The following is a 21,369-nucleotide window of genomic DNA, read 5'->3' as shown; positions in this document are numbered from 1 at the left end:
GAGCGCTCCTCAAATAGGGCGCAAGTATACAGGCCCACGCCCCTTGGAACAGTCGGCTTTGGTCGGGCTTATGAAACTACCCATTTACCGGGCGCCCCTCTATGATGCACCCATGACTTTCCAACTGCGATGACCCATGGCTGACTCTGCTTTCTTCTGCCCCCTGTCCCACGAAGGCGTCCTGGCCGTTCGCGGCGCTGACGCGGCCAAGTTCCTCCAGGGACAACTGACCTGCAACCTCAACTACCTCAACGACACCCACGCCAGCCTCGGCGCGCGCTGCACCCAAAAGGGCCGTATGCAGTCGAGCTTCCGTATCGTGCTGCAAGGTGACGGCGTGTTGCTGGCCATGGCCAGCGAACTGCTGGAGCCACAACTGGCGGACCTGAAAAAATACGCCGTGTTTTCCAAGTCCAAGCTCACGGACGAAAGCGCCGCCTGGGTTCGCTTCGGCCTGGCCGACGCTGACCAGGCAATCGCCAGCCTGGGCCTGGATTTGCCAGCCGAGACCGACAGCGTGGCGCGCCATGAAGAGCTGCTGGCCATTCGCGTCTCCCCCGGCCGCGCCGAACTCTGGGCGCCCGCCGCGCAAGCCGAGCCGCTGCGCAACCAACTGGCCGCAACACTTGCCGAAGGCGATCTCAATGCCTGGCTGCTGGGGCAGGTCCGCGCTGGCATCGGCCAGGTCATGGCCCAGACCCGCGAGCTGTTCATCCCGCAGATGCTCAACCTGCAGGCGGTTGGTGGCGTAAGTTTCAAGAAAGGCTGCTACACCGGCCAGGAAATCGTCGCCCGCATGCAATACCTGGGCAAACTCAAGCGGCGCCTGTACAGCCTGAGCCTGGATGGCGACGTATTGCCCGAACCAGGTACACCACTGTTTGCCCCCAGCCATAACAGTGCCATCGGCGAGGTGGTGATTGCCGCCCGGGCCGACGAAGGGATTGAACTTCTGGCGGTGCTGCAAGCCGAAGCAGCCGACAGTGGCGATGTGCATTTAGGTACGCTGGAAGGCCCGGGTCTCAAGTTGCTCGACCTGCCCTACCCACTGGACCGTGATCGCGAGATCCAGCGTTAATCGCCACACCCTTTTGCAGCACCCTAGAGAGCATGAATGAACAAACTGGCGGAAAAAGTCCAACAGGCGTTGGTGATGGCCATCGATAACGATGACCTGGTTCTGCCCACGTTACCGGAAGTGGCCCTGAAAATTCGTCAGGCCGCCGAAGACCCCGAAGTCAGCATCAGTCATTTAAGCAAAGTCATCAGCCGCGATACCGCCCTCACGGCGCGGCTGATCAAGGTGGTCAATAGCCCGCTGTTGCGTGCCTCCCAGGAAGTCACCGACCTGCACACCGCCATCACGCGCCTGGGCACCAACTACAGCAGCAACCTGGCGATCGGCCTGGTGATGGAGCAAATCTTCCATGCCCGCTCAGAAGCCGTCGAACAGAAGATGCGTGAAGTCTGGCGCCGCAGCCTGGAAGTGGCGGGCGTCTGCTACGCCTTGTGTCGCAACCACAGCCAGCTCAAGCCGGACCAGGCGGCGCTCGGCGGGCTGGTGCACCAGATCGGCGTACTGCCGATCCTGACCTACGCCGAAGATCACTACGAACTGCTCTCTGACCCGGTCAGCCTCAACCATGTGATCGATAGCATCCACCCGCTGCTGGGGGACAAACTGCTGCGGGGCTGGGACTTCCCGGAAATGCTGGTGAATGTGCCCGCCCACTACCAGGACCTTGAGCGCGACTCGGCCAGCCTGGACTATGTCGACCTGGTGCAAGTGGCCGTGTTGTATTGCCACAAGAACACCAACCACCCGTTGGCCCACACTGCGTTGTCGAACTTGCCGGCATTCAAGAAGCTGCGTATCGACCCGCTCAATGAAGTGGTGCGCACCGAGCTGGATGAAGCACGCTCAATGTTCTACTGACCCCTGTAGGAGCGGGCTTGCCCGCGATGTTCGCCAACGATGACGCTGGGCGCCTGGCACTCTGCGGCGGTCTGTCGCCCGCTATCGCAGGCAAGCCAGCTCCCACAGGTAAGCAGCTCGGCCCTCGCTGTCAGCCCGCGATAAAACTTACCCGCACCTTGAGCCCTTTCAGCTCGCCATCATGCAGGCTGATCTGGGCCAGATGCGCGCGGCAGATTTCCCCGACAATCGCCAACCCCAGGCCTGACCCCGCGCCCTGCTGGTTGCGCCGATAGAAGCGCTCGAACACCCGGTCGCGCTCATCCAGCGGAATGCCTGGGCCATCATCTTCCACTTCCAGCACCGCCGGCGCCGTGACCCGCAGGATCACGTTGCCACCTGATGGTGTGTGCGCCAGGGCGTTATCCACCAGGTTGCTCAACAGCTCGTTCAGCAAGGTCGGCTCGCCGCGCAACCACACCGGCTGATCCGCCTCCAATGCCAATGCCACGCCGCGAGCATGGGCCAGGGGCGCCATGGCCATGCCCAATTCACGGGCCAGTTGACTGAGGTCGAGCAACTGCGCCCCCCCTTCAGCAATCGCCCGCGCACCGTTTTCGATGCGTGCCAGGGACAGCAATTGATTGGCCAGGTGGGTCAAGCGATCCGTACCTTGCGCCGCCGTCTCCAGGGTGCTGCGCCAGATGCCCGGCTCCTCGGCGCGCAGGCCCAATTCCAGCCGGGCCTTGAGCGCGGCCAGTGGGGTGCGCAACTCGTGGGAAGCGTCGGCAATAAATTGGGCCTGGCGCTCGAACTGCCCGCGCAGGCGTTCGGTAAAGTGGTTCAAGGCCCGCACCAGTGGCCCCAGTTCGTGCTGCACTTCAACCAGCGGCAGCGGCCGCAGATCATCCGGCTGGCGTTCTTCCACCGCCGTGCGCAATCGCTCCAGCGGGCGCAGCGCCGCACTTACCGCAAACCACACCAGCAGCAAGGCGCCAATGGCCAGCATGCCCAGGCGCAGCAAGGTATCGGCCATCAGGCTGCGGGCCATGCTGACGCGGGCTTCGTCGGTTTCTGCCACGCGGATTTCGGCCATGCCATTCATGTTCGGTTCCGACACCGCCTTGAGCAGGCTCACCACCCGCACATTCTGCCCCTGGTACTTGGCGTTATAGAAACGCGCCAAGGCCGGATAATCGTCGGTGCGCGGCGTGCCCGGCGGCGGGCCTGGCAGGTGTTCGTAGCCGGAAATCAGCTTCTGGTGAATATCATTGACCTGGTAATAAATCCGCCCGGCACTGTCATAGGCGAATGTGTCCAGTGCCACGTAGGGCACATCGGCGCTGAGGGTGCCGTCGCGCTGGGACAGGCCGGCGGCGATGGTCCGCGCCGAGGCCAGCAACGTGCGGTCGTAGGCAGTGTCTGCCGCTTCGCGACCGTTCCAGTAGGCGCTCAAGCCGCTGGCCAGCATCAACACCACCAACAGCAATGCCAGGTTCCACAGCAGGCGCCATCGCAGGCTGCTGTGCTTACGCATCACGGGCTTCCAGCAAGTATCCAAGACCACGGAAAGTGACGATGGCGACCGGCTGCCCATCGAGTTTCTTGCGCAAGCGGTGCACGTAGATTTCGATGGCATCGGGGCTGGCTTCCTCATCCAGGCCAAACACCTGGGACGCCAGTTGCTCCTTGCTCATGACCCGACCAGGGCGGGCGATCAGCGCTTCGAGCACCGCCTGCTCACGGGAGGTCAACGTCAGCAGCTCACCACCGAGGGTGAAACGCCGGGTTTCCACGTCATACACCAGCACGCCACAGGTCTGCTGCCGCTCGCCACCCAGCACGCTGCGACGCAGCAGCGCCTTGACCCTGGCTTCCAGTTCAGTCAGTTCAAAGGGTTTGGCCAGATAGTCATCGGCGCCCAGGTTAAGGCCGTGTACCCGGTCCTTTACATCGCTGCGGGCAGTCAGCATCAACACCGGAAGATTTTTCCCACGGGCCCGCAAGCGCGCCAGCACCTCGAAACCATCCATGCGCGGCAAGCCCACATCGAGAATCGCTACGGCGTATTCCTCGCTGCTCAAGGCCAGGTCCGCCGCCACGCCATCGTGCAACACATCCACCGTCAACCCCGTGCTCTTGAGCGCCTGGGCCACACTTTCGGCCAGTTGCAGATGGTCTTCGACGAGCAGGACACGCATGGGTTTGTACCTCGTTGAGGGGTGGCCGGTGCCACCCTTTGTTTACCAACTCGCGGCGCAGTTTACAGCCGCGGCCTGTGCTGTGAAGCCCGAAAACATTGAAAGGACGCTGAAAGGTTAGTGAAAGGTTCGCCCATTAGCATCCGGAAACGGACGGTTACACCTTCCGAGCTATTTCACCCATAGCGCCCGAAAAACGCCTCGAAGCGTTTTCGCCTCATAAGAACAATAACGGAGTGCATCACGATGCTGTCGACACAGCCCCAGGCTTGCCCGCCTGTTCGTTTTTCCCGCCTGACCCAGACCGCCCTCGCCAGTGCCGCTGCCCTTGCCGGCTTTTCGCCGCTTAGCCAGGCTGCCTTCTTTGAAGACAGTAGCGCGACCCTGGAAACCCGCAACATGTACTTCAACCGCGACTTTCGCGACGGTACCAGCGCCCAGCAGTCCAAGCGCGACGAGTGGGCCCAGGGCTTCATGCTCAACCTGCAATCAGGCTACACCGACGGCACTGTCGGTTTTGGCGTAGATGCGCTGGGCATGCTCGGGGTCAAGCTCGACTCCAGCCCCGACCGCACCGGCAGCGGCCTGCTGCCCACCCACGATGATGGCCGCGCCGCTGACGAGTACTCCAAGCTGGGCCTGACCGGCAAAGTGAAAATCTCCGCCACCGAGCTTAAGGTCGGTTCGCTCATCCCCGAGTTGCCAATCCTCAAGGCCAACGACGGGCGCATCCTGCCGCAGACCTTCAACGGTGGCCTGCTGACCTCCAAGGAGTTCAAGAACCTGACGTTCACTGGCGGGCGCCTGGACAAGGCCAAGGACCGCGACGACACCAACTACGAGGACATTGCCCTCAACAACAAGAACAGCCGCTTCCTCAGCGGAGCCACCGGCAAGCACTTCAACTTCGGTGGCGTGGACTACAAGTTTGCCGAGAAGATCACCGGCAGCTACCACTTCGCGCAACTGGACGACGTGTACCGCCAACACTTCCTCGGCGTGGTCGCCTCAACGCCCATGGGCCCGGGCACCTTCGGCACCGACCTGCGCCTGGCCATCAGCGATGACACCGGCAGCGCGCGCGGCGGCAGCATTGACAACAAATCCCTCAACGGCATTTTCAGCTACGCCCTCAACGGCCATAAACTGAGCGCCGGCTACCAGCACATGTCCGGCGATAGCGCATTCCCGTATGTGGATGGCAGTGACCCGTACCTGGTCAACTTTGTGCAGATCAACGACTTTGCCGGCGCCGAAGAACGCTCCTGGCAGGCCCGTTACGACTACGATTTTGCCAAGCTGGGGATCCCCGGCCTGAGCTTCATGAGCCGCTACCTGTCCGGTGACAATATCAAGCTCAAGAACGGCGACACCGGCAAAGAGTGGGAACGCAACACCGAAATCAAATACGTGGTGCAAAGCGGCGCGCTCAAGGACGTGGCCGTACGCCTGCGTAACGCCACCTACCGCTCCAACTACTCGGCCCGGGACGCAGACGAAGTGCGCGTGCTGGTCAGTTACAGCGTCGCACTGTGGTAACCCTGAAAGTCATCCCCCAATAACAACAATGACGGAGTTCCCCATGTCCTCATCCCTGCGTAAATTTGCCCTGGCCGCCGGCTGCATGTTGTTCGCCGGCCAACTGCTGGCCGCCGATGAACCCAAGCGCCCGGAGTGCATCGCACCGGCCTCCCCCGGCGGCGGTTTTGACCTGACGTGCAAACTGGTGCAAAGCGCACTGGTCAACGAGAAGCTGCTGAGCAAGCCGATGCGCGTGACCTACATGCCTGGCGGCGTGGGTGCGGTGGCCTATAACGCCGTCGTGGCCCAGCGCCCCGCCGATGCTGGCACGCTGGTAGCCTGGTCCAGTGGTTCGCTGCTGAACCTGGCCCAGGGCAAATTCGGGCGGTTCGATGAAAGCGCAGTGAAATGGCTGGCCGCGGTTGGCACCAGCTATGGCGCGATTGCGGTGAAAGCCGATTCGCCCTACAAGAGCCTCGATGACCTGGTACAGGCGCTGAAGAAAGATCCGAGCAAAGTAGTGATTGGTTCCGGCGGCACCGTCGGCAGCCAGGACTGGATGCAGACCGCCCTGATCGCCAAGGCTGCCGGAATCAACCCCCGCGACCTGCGTTATGTGGCCCTCGAAGGCGGCGGTGAAATCGCCACTGCCCTGCTCGGCGGGCATATCCAGGTGGGCAGTACCGACATCTCCGACTCCATGCCCCACATCCTCAGCGGCGATATGCGCCTGCTCGCGGTGTTCTCCGAAGAGCGTCTGGACGAGCCGGAAATGAAGAATATTCCGACCGCCAAAGAGCAAGGCTACGACATCGTCTGGCCGGTGGTACGCGGTTTCTACCTCGGGCCAAAAGTCAGCGATGCCGACTACGCCTGGTGGAAAGATGCGTTCGACAAACTGCTGGCCTCCGAAGAGTTCGCCAAGCTGCGTGACCAGCGCGAGCTGTTCCCCTTCGCCATGACCGGCCAGGAGCTGGACACCTACGTGAAGAAACAGGTGGCTGACTACAAAGTGCTGGCCAAAGAGTTCGGCCTGATCCAGTAATCGCCCCTGTCATGTAATGCCCCTGTAGGAGCGAGCTTGCTCGCGAAAAACGTCAACGAAAACGCGGTTCAACTGGTTTGACGCGGCGCTTTCACGTTCTTCGCGAGCAAGCTCGCGCCTACAAAGGTGGCCTTGGAGTTTCCTATGCTCTTACAACGCATTTTCGCCGCGGTGCTGCTGCTGGCCTGCGCCGGCCTGGCGCTGATGGCCTGGCCGTACCAGGCGTCCTTTTCCTACGAACCCGTGGGGCCGCGGGCCTACCCGCTGCTGATGCTCGGGCTGATGAGCCTGGCACTGATCTACATGCTGTTTCGCCCGCAGCCGACCAAGCACACCGAAGAAGAGCCCGCCCTCGACCGTCAGACCCTGTTCAAGATCGGTATCTGCGTCGCGCTGCTGATCGTGTTCGCCGGCACCTTCGAACCCTTGGGTTTTATCCTCAGCAGCATGCTGATCGGCATCCCCATGGCGCGCCTGTATGGCGGCCGCTGGATGCCCAGTGTGGTAATCGTCAGCCTGATGGCCATTGGTCTTTATCTGCTCTTTGATAAAGCCATGGACGTGCCGCTGCCCCTCGGTCTGCTCGACGTTCTGGAGAACTGATATGGATACTTTTGGCTATTTGGGCCAGGGCTTCGGCGTCGCACTGAGCCCCTACAACCTGGTGACCGCGCTGTGCGGCACCCTGATCGGCACCGTGGTTGGCCTGCTGCCGGGCCTGGGCCCGATCAATGGCGTGGCACTGTTGATCCCCATCGCCTTTGCCCTGGGCCTGCCGCCAGAATCGGCCTTGATCCTGCTGGCAGCCGTGTACCTGGGTTGCGAATACGGCGGGCGTATCAGCTCGATCCTGCTGAACATCCCAGGCGAAGCTTCCACCGTGATGACTACCCTGGACGGCTACCCAATGGCCCGCAAAGGCCTGGCCGGCGTAGCCCTGTCGTTGTCGGCATGGAGTTCGTTTATCGGCGCGTTTATCGCCACCTGCGGCATGGTGCTGTTTGCCCCGCTGCTGGCCAAATGGGCGATTGCCTTCGGGCCGGCGGAATACTTCGTGCTGATGGTATTTGCCATCGTCTGCCTCGGTGGCATGGCCGGTGACAAACCGCTGAAGACCTTTGTAGCGGCGCTGATCGGCCTGTTCCTGTCGGCGGTGGGTATTGACGCCAACAGCGGCGTTTACCGCTTTACCGGCGACAATATTCACCTGACCGACGGCATCCAGTTTGTGGTGCTGGTACTGGGCCTGTTCTCCATCAGCGAGATCCTGCTGCTGCTGGAAAAAACCCACCGTGGCCAGGAGGCGGTAAAAGCCACTGGGCGGATGATGTTCAACCTGAAGGAAGCTTCTGCGGTATTTGTAGTTAACATCCGCTGTGGCCTGCTGGGCTTCATCATGGGCGTACTGCCCGGGGCGGGTGCCACCCTGGCGTCAGCCGTGGCCTACATGACCGAGAAACGCCTGGCCGGTGCCAGTGGTAAATTCGGGCAAGGCGACATGCGTGGCCTGGCCGCGCCAGAAACCGCCATCGGCGCCTCCGCCTGCGGTGCGCTGGTACCGATGTTGACCCTCGGCGTACCCGGCTCGGGTACCACTGCGGTGATGATCGGCGCGTTGTCGCTGTACAACATCACCCCTGGCCCGCTGTTGTTCCAACAGCAGCCGGATATTGTCTGGGGCCTGATCGCTTCGTTGTTTATCGCCAACATCATGCTGGTGATCCTCAACATCCCGATGATCCGCATCTTCACCCGCATCCTCGCCGTGCCGAACTGGGCACTGGTGCCGGTGATCGCCATCATCACCGCGATTGGTGTGTACGCGGTCCACGCCACCACCTTCGACCTGTTCCTGATGGTGGGTATCGGTATCTTCGGCTACATCCTGCGCAAGCTGGACTTCCCGCTGTCACCAGTGTTGCTGGGCTTTATCCTCGGCGGCCTGATGGAGCAGAACCTGCGCCGGGCGCTGTCGATCTCCAACGGCGATTTGCAGATTCTCTGGTCGAGCCCGATCACCTTTGGCGTCTGGGTACTGACGGCATTGATGCTGGCCTTCCCGCTGATCCGCATCTACCGCAAACGGGCCCTGCAGCGTCGCGCCGTGGCCGATGTCTGAAGTCACCTTTAAACAATGGTGGGCAACACCGCTGGTCGGTCTGGCCGGCGGTTACCTGGCCAGCCTGGTCGGCTGGCCTTTGCCGTATATGGTCGGTTCGTTGCTGGCGATCATCCTGGTGCGCGGCCTCACGCCCTGGCAGTTGGGCGAGATTCCCGGCGGGCGCAAATGTGGCCAGTGGGTGGTGGGCATCGGTATCGGCCTGCACTTCACCCCGATGGTGATCGAGCAGGTGATGAGCCACTTTGGCCTGATCTTCTTCGGCGCGCTGGTCACCAGCCTGTCGAGCATTGTCGGTGTGTGGTTGATGCGCCGCAGCGGTGAAGACCGTGCCACGGCGTTTTTCTCGAGTATGCCGGGCGGCTCCGGCGAGATGGTCAACCTCGGTGCGCGTAACGGCGCGGTGCTCAGCCGCGTGGCAGCAGGCCAGAGTCTGCGGGTGTTGTTGGTGGTGCTGTGCGTACCGGCGATCTTCAAATATTTGCTCGGCGGCGGCGCACCACAATTTCACCCGGCACCCGTGGACTGGGCCTGGCTGGCGGTGCTGTTTCCCATCGGCGCCCTGGTCGCCTGGGGCTGGCAGCGTCTGCACCAGCCCAACCCGTGGTTGTTCGGGCCGTTGCTGGTCAGCGCCATTGCCAGCATCACCTGGGATCTACACATCGGCCTGCCCGATGGCGGCAGTCAGATTGGCCAATGGTTGATCGGCAGCGGCCTGGGTTGCCACTTCAACCGGCAATTCTTTCGTCGGGCGCCCGCCTTCATGGGCCGCACCTTGATCGGCACAGTGCTGACCATGTTGATCGCCACCCTGGCGGCGGTAGGTTTGAGTGCGCTGACGCAGTTGGATCTGCGCTCGCTGACGCTGGGCATGATGCCCGGTGGGATTGCCGAAATGAGCCTCACGGCCGAGACCCTGCAACTGTCGGTGCCGTTGGTGACGGCGATGCAGGTGATGCGGTTGTTGTTTGTGCTGTTCCTCGCGGAACCATTATTCCGCCACTGGAATCGCCAGCCGGACACCGTCTAAAACCTGGCGTAACCCTAATGTGGGAGCGGGCTTGCTCGCGAAGGCGGTGGGTCAGTCAAGTATTTATCAACTGAGCCACCGCCTTCGCGAGCAAGCCCGCTCCCACACAATCACGCCTCACATCCTTTGGTGTTGGGCCTTAGATGGGCGGCAACCGCCACTCGATCGGCGTCTCGCCATTCTGCTCAAGAAACTTGTTCGTCCGGCTGAAATGCCCGCAGCCCAAAAACCCGCGATACGCCGACAATGGCGACGGATGCACCGAAGTCAGCACCAAATGCTTGGTGGCATCAATCAGCTTCTGCTTGCCCTGGGCATGCGCCCCCCACAGCAGGAATACCAGGTGCGGCTGATGCTCGCTGACCACTTCAATCACCCGGTCGGTAAAAAACTGCCAGCCCTTGCCCGCATGGGCGTTGGCTGTCGCACGCTCCACGGTCATGGTGGTGTTGAGCAGCAACACGCCCTGGTCGGCCCAGCTTTGCAGGCAACCATGGTTGGGAATGTCGATATTGAGGTCGCGCTTGAGCTCTTTATAGATGTTGAGCAGCGACGGCGGCGTCGGCACGCCCGGCTGCACCGAGAAGCACAGGCCATGGGCCTGGCCCGGGCCGTGATAGGGGTCTTGCCCGAGGATCACCACCTTGACCTTGTCCAGCGGCGTGGAGTTGAGCGCATTGAAGATCAGCGGGCCCGGCGGGTAGATCTCTTTGCCTGCCGCATGCTCCTGGCGCAGGAACTCGCGCAACTCGTTCATGTACGGCTGCTCGAACTCCTCGCGCAGGGCGTGTTTCCAGCTCGGTTCGAGTTTGATACGGTCGTCGGAAGTCATCAGAAACACATCATGTAAAAAGAGTGGGCGAACCCTAGGAAAGCCCACCCCACTTGTCAATTGATCTGACGCATAACCGGCACATTCCCACGAAGGGATCATACTCAACGTTCAATTTACCGATTGAGGTCATGATGAATCTGCACTTCGAAGAGCTCACTGGCACCGATGGGGCCCGTATCGGCATCGCCAGCCTGGACGCGGAAAAATCCCTCAATGCCCTCTCCCTCCCGATGATCCTGGCCCTGGGCGAACGCCTGGACCACTGGGCCAGGGATCCGCAAATCGTCTGCGTACTGCTGCGCGGTAACGGGGCCAAGGCGTTCTGCGCCGGCGGTGAAGTGCGCAGCCTGGCCCAGGCCTGTCGTGAGCAGCCGGGTGAAGTGCCGGCGTTGGCTGCACAGTTTTTTGCTGCGGAATATCGTCTCGACTATCGCTTGCATACCTACCCCAAGCCACTGATCTGCTGGGGCCATGGCTATGTGCTGGGCGGCGGCATGGGCTTGCTGCAAAGCGCAGCCATCCGCGTGGTCACACCGAGCAGCCGCCTGGCCATGCCGGAAATCAGCATCGGCCTGTACCCGGATGTGGGCGCCAGTTGGTTCCTCTCACGCCTGCCGGGCAAGCTCGGCCTGTTTCTCGGCCTCACCGGCGCCCATATGAATGGTCGCGACGCCCTGGACCTGGGCCTGGCCGACCGCTTCCTGCTGGATGAACAACAGGACGAGATGCTCGAAGGCCTGCTGCAGTTGAATTGGCAAGAGCAGACGGCGATGCAGCTCAACAGCCTGTTCAAGGCCCTGGCCCAGGAAGCCGTGAGCCAGCAGCCCGCGCCGCAGTGGTTGCCACGACGCCAGCAAATCGACGAATGGCTGGATGTGGGCGACGTGTGCGGCGCCTGGCGCGCGTTGAGCCAGTTGCGCGAGCATGCCGACCCGCTGTTCAGCCGGGCCGGCAAGACATTGAGCGAGGGCTGCCCACTGACCGCCCATCTGGTGTGGGAGCAGATCCGACGGGCGCGCCACCTGTCCCTGTCAGAGGTTTTCCAGATGGAGTACACCTTGAGCCTCAATTGCTGTCGGCACCCGGAGTTCAGTGAAGGGGTACGGGCACGTCTGATCGACAAGGATCAGCAGCCCCATTGGCATTGGCCGGATATCAAGCGCGTTCCCGAGGCGGTGGTCGAGGCGCACTTTCACAAGGCCTGGGAAGGACGCCATCCGCTGGCGGACCTGTCTGACGTATGACAGAGCGGCGTCAGGCAATTGGCTAGTTTTGGGGGTTATCGAGGGTGAACGAACAGTTGTCGGGCTGGCTGTCCGTACATATGTAGATTTGCTGGTCAAACGGCCCACGGGCCGGCACCCAGTGGGTGGAATCACTCAGTGACATACTGGGGCGTGGCTCGGGCGCCTGGAACCTGAGGTTGACCCACTGGTTGTTGGCCGCCTTGTAGGTGCAGTATTCCAGATGCCCTCGCCTGCGCTCCCCGGCCTCGGTCGGCGTAAAAACGGCGCCGACAAACGTGTCCACAAAGCCCGGAAACTCAACCTTGGGGCTTTTCCAGACGCCGTTGTCACTTTGCAAATAACCACCCGTGCGCTTGATCGACGAGGGATAGGGGCAGCCGAACTCTGCGCTGGCATCAGCGATCGGAAAAACGCCTAGTAAACATAGAATGACTACCCGGCTGATCATGTGCCATCCCAGTGCGCTGCTGAGGTATTGCCACTTAGTTAAGTCCGAGAAGGGCGCGCAAGATAGCTGTGAAATATGACAGTGGAGACAAACGGTCGCCCACAAAAAACGGCGCATTGCGCGCCGTTTAAGGAATAGATGATTACCGGTGCCCGCCGCGGCCCCGGCCATGTTCGCCACCACGGCCGTCTCCTCGCCCATGACCACTGTAGCCTCGGTGATCGCCCCAACCCTGGCTCGGGTAGGGCCGGTAGCCCGCTCTTGGCCCCGCTGGGTAGTAACGGGGTGCCGGCTGGTAATAACGAGGCGCGGAATAGTAGCGCGGGGGCGGTGCGTAATAGCCGCGCCGATACTGGTAAGACGGCCCGCCGCCGTAGTAATAGACCGGCGCCGGCGCGGTGTAGACTTCGGATCGGTAGTAGCTGGAGCCTCCATCGTAATAGGGCACACAGGCAGAAAGGGTCAAGCCGAGCACAGCGGTGAGGAGCAATCGACGATACATGGCGGCCTCCTGGACCGCGGAAGAGCCCACACCAGCGACGCTGGAGGGCGACACACAGCCTTCGCTGAATGACGAAATATCTGACATCAAAAACAGAATCTGGTGCGACCTGGACATAGATTGAAACATCTGTGGCGCAATAAACCGCCCAGGGCTGTATCGTGCCAGGTATACCGGGTTTCACCGCAATCTCGACTGAATCACGCCTGAACCGACCAATGACCACTCCCACACTTTGCCCGGCCTGCGGCGCCCGCAACGACTGCACCCTGGCCGACCCACGCACCGCTGACCGCGCCTGCTGGTGCTACAGCGTCACCATCGACCCCAAGGTGCTCGAAGCCCTGCCGATGGCGCTTCGCAACAAGGCTTGCCTGTGCCCGCGCTGTGCCCAGGTCGATGCCCAATTGCGCGGGGCCGAGCCCCAGTAATGCGTATCGACCGATTTCTCAGCAACCTGCCGCGCTTCAATCGCCAGCAGGTGCGCCTGCTGCTGGCGGAGCGGCGGATCCAGGTGGATGGACAGCCGGTAAACGATCCACGGCATGACGTTCGCGAGTTCAGCCGGGTGGAATGTGATGGCCAACTCCTGCAAGCCGGGAAACCCGCGCGGTACTTCATGCTGCATAAGCCGCCTGGCTGCGTGAGTGCCACCGTCGACCCGCAACACGCCACCGTCCTCGACCTGCTGGATGAACCCGACAAGGGCGACCTGCATATCGCCGGCCGCCTGGACTTCAACACCACTGGCCTGCTGCTGCTCACCAATGACGGCCAATGGTCGCGACGCCTGACCCAGCCCCAGACCAAGCTGCCCAAGGTCTACTACGTCGAGACCGAACAGGAGATTGGCCCGGACTATGCCGCAACGTTCAGCGCCGGCCTGTACTTCGCCTTCGAGGACCTGACCACCCAACCGGCCGATCTGCAGGTGCTGGGCCCCAAAAGTGCGCGTCTGAGCATCATTGAAGGGCGTTATCACCAGGTCAAGCGCATGTTCGGGTACTTCAACAACAAGGTCACACGCCTGCATCGCGAGCGCATGGGGCCGCTGGCGCTGGATGAACAGCTCGCCCCCGGCCAGTATCGGCCGCTGACTGAGGCTGAAATCCGCCAGATATGACCGTTGGGCCGGTGATCGGCAAAACTCCAGCGTGAAACTGGCGACCTGGCCCGCCTCCTGCTTGAATCAAATCGCCAGCCGCAATCTGACTGGCTAGTCACAGCCTCTTCCAAGAAACACATTGCCTGCCCGCACTCCCTTGATTGCCGGCGTTGCAGGCAAGCTGCCCGCCATAACAACACCCGTCGGCCAGTTTCATCGGACCGACATGGGCCTCCCTTCCAGGCGTATGCCTACCTGTCACAAAGCTCGTGCAGAGTGATCTGCGCGCACCACCCGCTTGCCAGGAGTCTTACGACATGAGGCCAGAAATCGCTGTGCTGGATATACAGGGTCAGTATTGGGTTTACACGGAGTTCTATCGCGCGGAGGCTGCTCAAAAGACCATCATCCTGGTCAACGGCTCCATGGCCACCACCGCGTCTTTTGCCCAGACCGTGAAAAGCCTGTATCCGCAGTTCAATGTGGTTTTGTACGATCAGCCCTACGCCGGTCGCTCCAAAGCCCACAACCGTCATGAACAAATGCTGACGAAGGACAGTGAAGGCCAGATCCTCCTGGAACTCATCGAGCACTTCGCCGCCGAACATGTGCTGTCCTTCTCCTGGGGCGGTGTCGCCACCCTCGTCGCCCTTGCCCAGCGGCCTCGGCGAGTGGAAAAGGCCGTCATCAGCTCGTTCTCTCCGGTGATCAACGCACCGATGCGCGACTACCTGGAGCGCGGCGTCGACTACCTCGGCAGCCTCGACCGCCACAGCGTCGGGCACCTGGTCAACAGCACCATCGGCAAACACCTGCCGCCGCTGTTCAAGCGCTTCAACTATCGGCACGTCAGCACCCTGGCCGAGCACGAGTATGGGCAGATGCACTTCCACATCAGCCAGGTCCTCAACAGCGACCGCCAGTGCTACCTCAAGGCTGCGCGGCAGATCGACATTCCGGTGTTGTTCTTGAATGGCGAATGGGACGAATACACCAGCGCCGAGGATGCCCGACTGTTTGGCCAGCATGTGGCCAACAGCAGCTTTGGCACCATCCAGGCCACCGGGCACTTCCTGGACATGGAGCACAAGGCCGCGTGCAACGACAGCCGGAAGGCATTGATGGGCTTTTTGAAACCGCAACAGTCGGTGAGTCGACTGCGGTATCACCAGGGGCAGGCTGTGCATGCACTGGCGATTTAAAGGCTGGACCCTGGGCGGGTATGACGCTGTGTGGCTGCCCAGGGTTGGCTGAAAGTTTGGACGGACGCTCGCAACTTGCACATTTTTCAAAGAAAAACTTCAAATCGCCGCGCACATCTGGTACAAAGTCAGCCGCTTTGAGCGGGTATAGTTTAGTGGCAAAACGAAAGCTTCCCAAGCTTTAGTTGAGGGTTCGATTCCCTCTACCCGCTCCACATCATTGTGTTCCCACGCCAAATTGTTTTTAGCGGGGAATGATAAAAAACCGGCTCATGGAGCCGGTTTTTTTACGCCCGGATTTTACCCATCAATCCCCGCCTGCTCAGCCGCCCCCACCTGCAAAACCGTGTAATACCTCCAGCCGGCAGCCCCGGCGTTCCCCCATACACTTCTTGCACGACCTGCCGCTGCCGTTTGGTAGGTAGAGTGTTGATAATTTTTTTTCAGTGGTTATAGTCACTACCAACACACCACAAGGAGGTGATGTGGATAGCCGATATTTGATAGGCCATATCGTTGCAGACGGCTGGTATCTGGCACGCGTCAGGGGCAGCCATCATCATTTCAAACATCCAATCAAGCCTGGGCTGGTGACCATTCCCCATCCCCGGAAAGAGCTGTTGGACAAGACCGCCAAGAGCATTTTGAAACAAGCTCTGCTCGGTTGAGCGCTCCAGGGAGAACCACGAACATGCTGTATCCGATTGCAATTTCAACGGGTGACGACGACCACGCCTGGGGAGTGGAAGTCCCCGACATTCCTGGGTGTTTCTCTGCCGGAGATGACCTGGATGACGCCATGGCCATGGCACGGGAGGCCATAGAAGGTCACTTCGAGCTGCTGGCGGAGGATGGCGCGCCCATTCCCAGCGCGCAAAAAGTCACCCACCACGCGGCCAACCCTCTGTACGCCGGCTGCATCTGGGCGGTAGTGGACATTGATGTGACCAAGTACCTGGGCAAGGCGCAAAAACTCAACATCACCTTGCCGGGTTATCTGCTCAACCGCATTGATGAATACGTGCTGCATCACCCGGAAGAAAAAAGCCGCTCCGGGTTCCTGGCTTCGGCAGCGCTGAAAGTGCTGCAACAAGAGCGGTGACACTACCGAATTTGACCGCAAGAAACGTAGTTCACGCAGCTGCGATGAGCGCTAAAGTGCCAACCTGTCCACTAAATGGTCCGCCCAACAAGGAGCCCGCTCATGCCGTGTGAATACAAACTCATGCCCTCCCCCGTCGGCCAATTGACCCTGGTCGCACGCAACGGCAAGCTCGCCGCCATCTTGTGGGAAACCGAGCGCGCCAACCGGGTGCGCCTGGGCGAGTTGGTGGAGGTCGATGACAGCCCAGCGCTGCTGCAAGCGGAACGCCAGTTGAATGAATATTTTGCCGGCACCCGCGACCGCTTCGATCTGGAACTGGACTTCGAAGGCACCGAATTCCAGAAAAAAGTCTGGGCCGCGCTGTTGACCATTCCCTTCGGCGAAACCCGCAGCTACAGCCAGATAGCCACGCAGATTGGCAGCCCGAAAGCGGTGCGTGCGGTGGGGGCCGCCAATGGGCGCAATCCGATTTCAATCGTCGCGCCCTGCCATCGGGTGATTGGTGCGTCGGGCCGGCTCACCGGGTTTGCCGGTGGCCTGGAGGCCAAGCAGTACCTGCTCACGCTGGAGGACGGCGAGCCGACCCGGTCGCTGTTTTGATGACGCTATGGCTGGTCGGCCTTGGAATCCTTCATTTGCACCGATGATTTGCTGCCATCGGTATTGTCCTGGGTTTCGTTGTTCGAGCTGTCGAAGCAGCCCTGCAGGAGTACCAGGCAGCAGGCCAGGCAAAGGGTACGGGTAAGGTTCATGGTCGTGCGTCCATTCAACGGGGTGATAAGACAGTGACCCATCGGCCCGGGCCTGGGTTCGATACCCCCACGGTTGGCCCGCCGAACGGTCAAGCGGCATAAAAAAACGGCGGTTGGAGTTCAATCCAACCACCGTTCTCGGGAGCGCAACCTCCCTCAACCGTCGCCGCGACGACTCTTGCCGTAGGACGATGCCAGCGCCCGGGCTTTTTCCAGGCGGGTTTCCAGCTTGGGCAAGGTCTCATCGACCAATGCCTTGATTTCGGGGATCTCCGACGCAGCGCCTTCCTGCTTGAACAAGGCGATTGCATCTTCGTTGGCCTTGACCTGCTGGGCCGTGTAGGCGGCGTCAAACGAATCGCCATCGGTCAGTTCAGGCATCAGGGTTTCGGCCTTGTCGGCGATCTGGTCGCGAGGCGCCACCGGCAAGTCGAGTTTTTTCGCAATGGCCGCCAAATGTTGGTTGGCCAGGGTGCGTTCGTTGATGACCTCGATGGTGTAGTCCTTGATTTCCTGGGACGAAGTCTTGGCGTGGGCCATGCGGCTGGTTTCGATATCAGCCATGCCTTTGGCCGAGGCTTGTTCGATGAATTCGGCAGGCCCTTGGGCGAGCGCATTGCTGGCGCCGAGGCCCAGCAGCATCGCGAAAGTGGCGGTGCGTAACCGGATAGCCGTGCGGCTCATGATGGGTTCCTCCAGGTAATAAATACATGCCGGGGAACGAGCCCCGCCCTGAATCTGAATTTTCAGGGCGGCAAAGGTTTAGAAAAAACTTGTTGGTGCGACGAACGGTCGTGTGGCGTCAGGCGGTTTTACTGCCCAGCAAGCCCGGCAACGCATGGGCCAGGGCATTGAGCGCAAAGCCGATAAACATCACGCCACACAGCTTGGTGATCAACACTTCATGGCGCTGATACACCGCACGCACCTGCCGCGCGCCGACAACTGCGATCAGGATCCCATAGGCCAGCAGGCCGCCAAAAAAGCTCAGGACGATCAACCACGGCAACATGCCCCAGGTCAGCAACTCGGCCCGGCTCGACAGCAACGCAGTGAATGTAGCCACGGCCACGGGATATGCCTTGGGGTTGGTCAGGCCAAACAGGATGCCGTGCCAGAACGGTTGGCGCGCTGCACCCTGGGGCGACTCGTCGCTGCGGTTGCGGGTACGAATCGCACGAATGCCCAGCCAAAACAGATACAGGGCGCTGAGCACACCCAGCACATCAAACGCGCTGCTGCCGATTTCCCGCGCGCCGACAATCGCCACCAGCGCGGTGCTGCACCACACCACATCGCCCAACAGGTGCCCGCACAGAAAACCGGCCCCGGCCCGCCGGCCGCGCGCGGCGCCAATGCCAAATACCGCCAGCACCCCTGGACCCGGCGTGATGCCGTAGATAAAGCCCGAGGCAATGACGGCAAACAACAATGATGAGGTCATGGGTAACACGCTCAGAAAATAGTAGGGGCGCGTCGATTGTGCACAATCCACCCCACACTGCAATGCTAGGTTCCACGCCTGGCCAGCACGTCCTGCACTTGCGCGATCAACCACTGTAACGCGCCGTCCCCGCCGCGGCGTTTATGCCAGGCCAGTACAAAACCGAAGGACGGAATATGAAACGGTGGCGGTACCACCAGCAGATGCCGCGGATCGATATTCAGCAGCCCCTGTGAGGACACGGTAAGGATCAGGTCGGTGCCCTGGATCAACTGCGGCGCGACGCTCCAATGCGGCAGGCTGATCGCCACATGCCGCCGCTCACGGATCGCGGTCAGCGCCCGTTCGATTTCCGGGGTGCCACTGCCGCGCATTTCCAGCAACACATGGGGCCGCGCCAGGTAGGTGGGTAAGTCGAGCACACCATCGGCGGGCAAACTATCGCGGTCCACCAGGCAGGCGTAGTGCTCTTGGAACAATGGGGTGCTGCGCAACTCGGCTGGCAGGTCGGGAAAGACCCCGGCGGCCAAGTCGATTTCGCCACTGAGCACCCCTTCTTGCATGCCCTCACGACTGGCGTGGGTGATGGCCAGGTCAATCCCCGGCGCCTGCTCACGCAGCGCCCTTGCCAACCCAGGCAACAATAGCGCCGCGCCATAATCGGACATGGCCAAACGAAAAGTGCGCCTGGCCGACGCCGGTTCGAAACGGTTCGGCGCCAGCAGCGATTGCACCTGGGCCAGCGCATCGGCCAAGGGCGCCGCCAGTTCCAGTGCACGAGCGGTGGCGACCAGGCCACTGCCCTGGCGCACCAGCAACGGGTCGCCCAGCAGGTCCCGCAAGCGCGCCAGTGCATGGCTCACCGCCGGCTGGCTCAGGTGCAGGCGCTCGGCGGCGCGGGTGACGTGCTGCTCGCTGAGCAACGCGTCAAGGATCACCAGCAGGTTGAGGTCGATACGGCGCAGATCATTCATATGGTGCATGTTTAGCATAAGAACTTGGAATTTAAATCTGCGCGACGAATACCGTAGAGTCCAGTAAAACCTTTGGGAGATTGATCATGACCACGTTGCATTGGCTGGGCTTGTTACTGTTGGCGGTGATTGCCGGGGCGGTGGTGCCGTTTCAGAGCGCGATCAACGCTAACCTCGGGCGCGGCCTTGGGCATCCGCTGTGGGCGACCCTGGCCTCGCTGCTGGTGAGTATCCTGGTGTTGCTGCCGGTAATTCTGGCGTTAAGGTTGCCGCTGCCAAGCCTGGGTTTTATCAGCAAGGCCCCGCTGTGGATGTGGACCGGCGGCGCATTCGGCGTGTGTTTTATCTCCCTGGCCCTGGTCCTGCTGCCCAAGCTCGGCGCCTCCGGATTTATCGCCCTGGCCCTGAGCGGGCAGGTCCTCGCCTCGTTGTTACTTGATCACTTTGGCTTGTTTGGCTTGGTGGAGCGGCAACTGACAGCACCCCGTTTGCTCGGGGTGCTGATGTTGATCGGGGGGGTAGCGTTGATTCAGTTCAGTGCCGCACCGACCAGGGCGTTGACCGCCGTGGGATGAGGGTTCAGCGCTTGTCGGAGGTGCGCAATAGGTGTGGCAGGCCCCAGAGCAACAGCGCCGCCGCAATCAACGCGCACACACCAATCACATACAGCGCCGGGGTGGTGCTGCCTGTGATGTCCTTGATGCGCCCGACCATTACCGGGCTGACAATGCCGCCCAGTTGGCCCAGGGTATTGATCAAGGCAATCCCGCCCGCTGCACCTGCGCCGGCACCGGCCAGTAGCTTGGGAGGCAAGGTCCAGAAGGTCGGGATCGAGGCGATAATACCGGCGCCCAACAGGCCCAGGGCGATGATCAGGAATGTCGTGTGGTCATCAAAGATCCCGGCGCAGAAGAAGCCCACGGCACCCAGCGCCACCAGGCCGCTGACAAACTTGCGCCGCTCACCGGTTGCATCCGACCAACGTCCGATCACCACCATGCTGATCGCCCCGCAGACGTACGGAATCGCCGTCAGAAAACCGATGGTGACCGAACTCTGGACGCCAGTGCTGCGGATCAGTTGCGGCGCCCAGAAGTTCAGGCCATAGGATGCCACCTGGATCAAGAAGTAGATCAACCCCAGGGTGAGGAACCCGGGAATTTTCAGGGCCTGGAGCAATGAGCCTTTCTTGTGAACTTCATGCACCGCGATGCGACTCGACAACAGGGCTTTCTCTTCAGCGCTCAGCCATGGCGCATCTTCAATGCGGTCCTTAAGCTGGGTCAAAACCATCCATGCCAGCACCACGCAAGGCAAGCCACCGAGCAGGAACAACCAGTGCCAGCCGCGCAGTTGCAGCACGCCATCCATGTGTTCCAGCACCAGGCCGGAAAACGGCGCGCCCACCAACCCGGCAAACGCCGAGGCGAGGAACAGCATTGAGGTAATCCGCCCGCGGAAATCCTGGGGGAACCACAAGGTCAGGTAATACAGCACCCCCGGCGCAAAACCCGCCTCCATGGCGCCGATCAGAAAGCGCAATGTGTAGAACTGCCACTCGGCCGTCACAAATACCATGGCCGCCGTGGCAAGGCCCCATGACACCATGATCCGGGCGATCCAACGTCGGGCACCGACCCGGTACAACATCATGTTGCTCGGCACTTCGAAGATCACATAGCCCATCACAAACAACCCCGCGCCCAAGCCGTAGGCGGTGTTGCTCAACCCCAGATCGGCCTGCAACTGGAACTTGGCGAAGCTGATATTGATACGGTCAAAAAACGCGAACAGATAACACACCATGATCAATGGCATCAGGCGCCAAGCGACCTTATTGACCAGGGCTTTCATTTCATCGGGCTCAACGGCCGGGCGTACGCCGGCCTCCATAGTCTTTGGCTTCATGTGTTTCTCCAGGGGG

25 protein-coding genes and 1 tRNA gene are annotated in these 21,369 nt (G+C 61.2%); 16 read left to right on the top strand and 10 right to left on the bottom strand.

The window, feature by feature from the left end; genetic code table 11:
* Positions 1–136 precede the first annotated feature (136 nt).
* Together BHC62_RS19145 and BHC62_RS19140 are read left to right on the top strand one after the other, a co-directional pair.
* Positions 137–1,078 (top strand): folate-binding protein YgfZ, encoded by a 942-nt coding sequence (locus BHC62_RS19145; RefSeq protein WP_070995808.1) that lies wholly within the window; start codon positions 137–139, stop codon positions 1,076–1,078.
* Between the two features lie 36 nt (positions 1,079–1,114).
* Positions 1,115–1,936, top strand: a complete 822-nt coding sequence (locus BHC62_RS19140; RefSeq protein ID WP_029299085.1) for an HDOD domain-containing protein — start codon at positions 1,115–1,117, stop codon at positions 1,934–1,936.
* Between the two features lie 130 nt (positions 1,937–2,066).
* Here BHC62_RS19140 and BHC62_RS19135 read toward each other — a convergent pair whose 3' ends face one another.
* Both BHC62_RS19135 and BHC62_RS19130 read right to left on the bottom strand, forming a co-directional pair.
* A complete protein-coding gene (locus BHC62_RS19135; protein ID WP_070995807.1) occupies positions 2,067–3,452 on the bottom strand; it encodes a sensor histidine kinase in 1,386 nt (461 codons plus the stop codon).
* Entirely contained in the window at positions 3,445–4,116 is a 672-nt protein-coding gene (locus BHC62_RS19130) for a response regulator (RefSeq protein ID WP_029299087.1), read from the bottom strand. The genes BHC62_RS19135 and BHC62_RS19130 overlap by 8 nt, the downstream gene beginning before the upstream one ends.
* Positions 4,117–4,362: 246 nt before the next feature.
* Between BHC62_RS19130 and BHC62_RS19125 the strand changes: the two genes are divergently transcribed.
* From BHC62_RS19125 to BHC62_RS19105, 5 genes are all read left to right on the top strand, one after another.
* Positions 4,363–5,655: an OprD family porin gene (locus BHC62_RS19125; protein WP_029299088.1), complete on the top strand. Its 1,293-nt coding sequence runs from the start codon at positions 4,363–4,365 to the stop codon at positions 5,653–5,655.
* A 43-nt stretch (positions 5,656–5,698) separates the two neighbouring features.
* Positions 5,699–6,682 carry a tripartite tricarboxylate transporter substrate binding protein gene (locus BHC62_RS19120; RefSeq protein ID WP_029299089.1) on the top strand — a complete coding sequence of 328 codons (984 nt, stop codon included), beginning with the start codon at positions 5,699–5,701 and terminating at the stop codon, positions 6,680–6,682.
* A gap of 144 nt (positions 6,683–6,826) precedes the next feature.
* Entirely contained in the window at positions 6,827–7,285 is a 459-nt protein-coding gene (locus tag BHC62_RS19115) for a tripartite tricarboxylate transporter TctB family protein (RefSeq protein WP_029299090.1), read from the top strand.
* Position 7,286: 1 nt separating this feature from the next.
* Complete coding sequence (locus BHC62_RS19110) at positions 7,287–8,801, top strand: tripartite tricarboxylate transporter permease (RefSeq protein WP_029299091.1); 1,515 nt, start codon at positions 7,287–7,289, stop codon at positions 8,799–8,801.
* On the top strand, positions 8,794–9,831 hold the full coding sequence (locus tag BHC62_RS19105) for an AbrB family transcriptional regulator (RefSeq protein WP_070995806.1): 1,038 nt from the start codon (positions 8,794–8,796) through the stop codon (positions 9,829–9,831). The genes BHC62_RS19110 and BHC62_RS19105 overlap by 8 nt, the downstream gene beginning before the upstream one ends.
* A 139-nt stretch (positions 9,832–9,970) precedes the next feature.
* Here BHC62_RS19105 and ung read toward each other — a convergent pair whose 3' ends face one another.
* A complete protein-coding gene (gene ung / locus BHC62_RS19100) occupies positions 9,971–10,666 on the bottom strand; it encodes a uracil-DNA glycosylase (RefSeq protein ID WP_166647838.1) in 696 nt (231 codons plus the stop codon).
* A 131-nt stretch (positions 10,667–10,797) separates the two neighbouring features.
* On the opposite strand from ung, the gene BHC62_RS19095 reads away from it, so the two are divergent.
* Positions 10,798–11,910, top strand: coding sequence for an enoyl-CoA hydratase/isomerase family protein (locus tag BHC62_RS19095; RefSeq protein WP_070995805.1), 1,113 nt, complete (start codon positions 10,798–10,800; stop codon positions 11,908–11,910).
* A gap of 22 nt (positions 11,911–11,932) precedes the next feature.
* Here the strand turns inward: BHC62_RS19095 and BHC62_RS19090 are convergent, their stop codons facing one another.
* A complete protein-coding gene (locus BHC62_RS19090) occupies positions 11,933–12,562 on the bottom strand; it encodes a DUF3757 domain-containing protein (protein WP_083335458.1) in 630 nt (209 codons plus the stop codon).
* Positions 12,504–12,863 carry a hypothetical protein gene (locus tag BHC62_RS29020; protein WP_071610048.1) on the bottom strand — a complete coding sequence of 120 codons (360 nt, stop codon included), beginning with the start codon at positions 12,861–12,863 and terminating at the stop codon, positions 12,504–12,506. The genes BHC62_RS19090 and BHC62_RS29020 overlap by 59 nt, the downstream gene beginning before the upstream one ends.
* 218 nt (positions 12,864–13,081) lie before the next feature.
* Here BHC62_RS29020 and BHC62_RS19085 point away from each other — a divergent pair, with 218 nt between their 5' ends.
* From BHC62_RS19085 to BHC62_RS19055, 7 genes are all read left to right on the top strand, one after another.
* Positions 13,082–13,294 (top strand): cysteine-rich CWC family protein, encoded by a 213-nt coding sequence (locus tag BHC62_RS19085; RefSeq protein ID WP_029299097.1) that lies wholly within the window; start codon positions 13,082–13,084, stop codon positions 13,292–13,294.
* A complete protein-coding gene (locus BHC62_RS19080; RefSeq protein WP_070995804.1) occupies positions 13,294–13,986 on the top strand; it encodes a pseudouridine synthase in 693 nt (230 codons plus the stop codon). Before BHC62_RS19085 ends, BHC62_RS19080 begins: the two co-directional genes overlap by 1 nt.
* Positions 13,987–14,285: 299 nt before the next feature.
* A complete protein-coding gene (locus BHC62_RS19075; protein ID WP_070995803.1) occupies positions 14,286–15,170 on the top strand; it encodes an alpha/beta fold hydrolase in 885 nt (294 codons plus the stop codon).
* Positions 15,171–15,311: 141 nt separating this feature from the next.
* Positions 15,312–15,385: transfer RNA gene (locus tag BHC62_RS19070), tRNA-Gly, on the top strand.
* A 270-nt stretch (positions 15,386–15,655) separates the two neighbouring features.
* Positions 15,656–15,838 (top strand): type II toxin-antitoxin system HicA family toxin, encoded by a 183-nt coding sequence (locus BHC62_RS19065; protein WP_070995802.1) that lies wholly within the window; start codon positions 15,656–15,658, stop codon positions 15,836–15,838.
* Positions 15,839–15,861: 23 nt separating this feature from the next.
* Entirely contained in the window at positions 15,862–16,272 is a 411-nt protein-coding gene (locus tag BHC62_RS19060) for a type II toxin-antitoxin system HicB family antitoxin (RefSeq protein ID WP_070995801.1), read from the top strand.
* 102 nt (positions 16,273–16,374) lie between these two features.
* Positions 16,375–16,875, top strand: a complete 501-nt coding sequence (locus BHC62_RS19055; RefSeq protein ID WP_029299103.1) for a methylated-DNA--[protein]-cysteine S-methyltransferase — start codon at positions 16,375–16,377, stop codon at positions 16,873–16,875.
* Between the two features lie 5 nt (positions 16,876–16,880).
* Here BHC62_RS19055 and BHC62_RS28620 read toward each other — a convergent pair whose 3' ends face one another.
* The 4 genes from BHC62_RS28620 to BHC62_RS19040 form a co-directional block, all read right to left on the bottom strand.
* Complete coding sequence (locus tag BHC62_RS28620) at positions 16,881–17,027, bottom strand: hypothetical protein (protein ID WP_166647832.1); 147 nt, start codon at positions 17,025–17,027, stop codon at positions 16,881–16,883.
* 156 nt (positions 17,028–17,183) lie between these two features.
* Entirely contained in the window at positions 17,184–17,711 is a 528-nt protein-coding gene (locus BHC62_RS19050) for a DUF4142 domain-containing protein (protein WP_029299104.1), read from the bottom strand.
* Between the two features lie 118 nt (positions 17,712–17,829).
* Positions 17,830–18,471 (bottom strand): LysE family translocator, encoded by a 642-nt coding sequence (locus tag BHC62_RS19045; RefSeq protein ID WP_029299105.1) that lies wholly within the window; start codon positions 18,469–18,471, stop codon positions 17,830–17,832.
* Positions 18,472–18,536: 65 nt separating this feature from the next.
* Positions 18,537–19,454: a LysR family transcriptional regulator gene (locus tag BHC62_RS19040; RefSeq protein ID WP_237150445.1), complete on the bottom strand. Its 918-nt coding sequence runs from the start codon at positions 19,452–19,454 to the stop codon at positions 18,537–18,539.
* 77 nt (positions 19,455–19,531) lie between these two features.
* Between BHC62_RS19040 and BHC62_RS19035 the strand changes: the two genes are divergently transcribed.
* Positions 19,532–20,020, top strand: a complete 489-nt coding sequence (locus BHC62_RS19035) for a DMT family transporter (RefSeq protein ID WP_029299107.1) — start codon at positions 19,532–19,534, stop codon at positions 20,018–20,020.
* A gap of 4 nt (positions 20,021–20,024) precedes the next feature.
* On the opposite strand, the gene BHC62_RS19030 is transcribed toward BHC62_RS19035, so the two are convergent.
* A complete protein-coding gene (locus BHC62_RS19030; protein ID WP_029299108.1) occupies positions 20,025–21,353 on the bottom strand; it encodes an MFS transporter in 1,329 nt (442 codons plus the stop codon).
* Positions 21,354–21,369 lie beyond the last annotated feature (16 nt).

It is taken from the genome of Pseudomonas sp. 06C 126, assembly GCF_001855215.1.
In the GTDB taxonomy this organism is placed as follows: domain Bacteria; phylum Pseudomonadota; class Gammaproteobacteria; order Pseudomonadales; family Pseudomonadaceae; genus Aquipseudomonas; species Aquipseudomonas proteolytica.
This window is presented reverse-complemented; position numbering and strand designations above follow the sequence as displayed.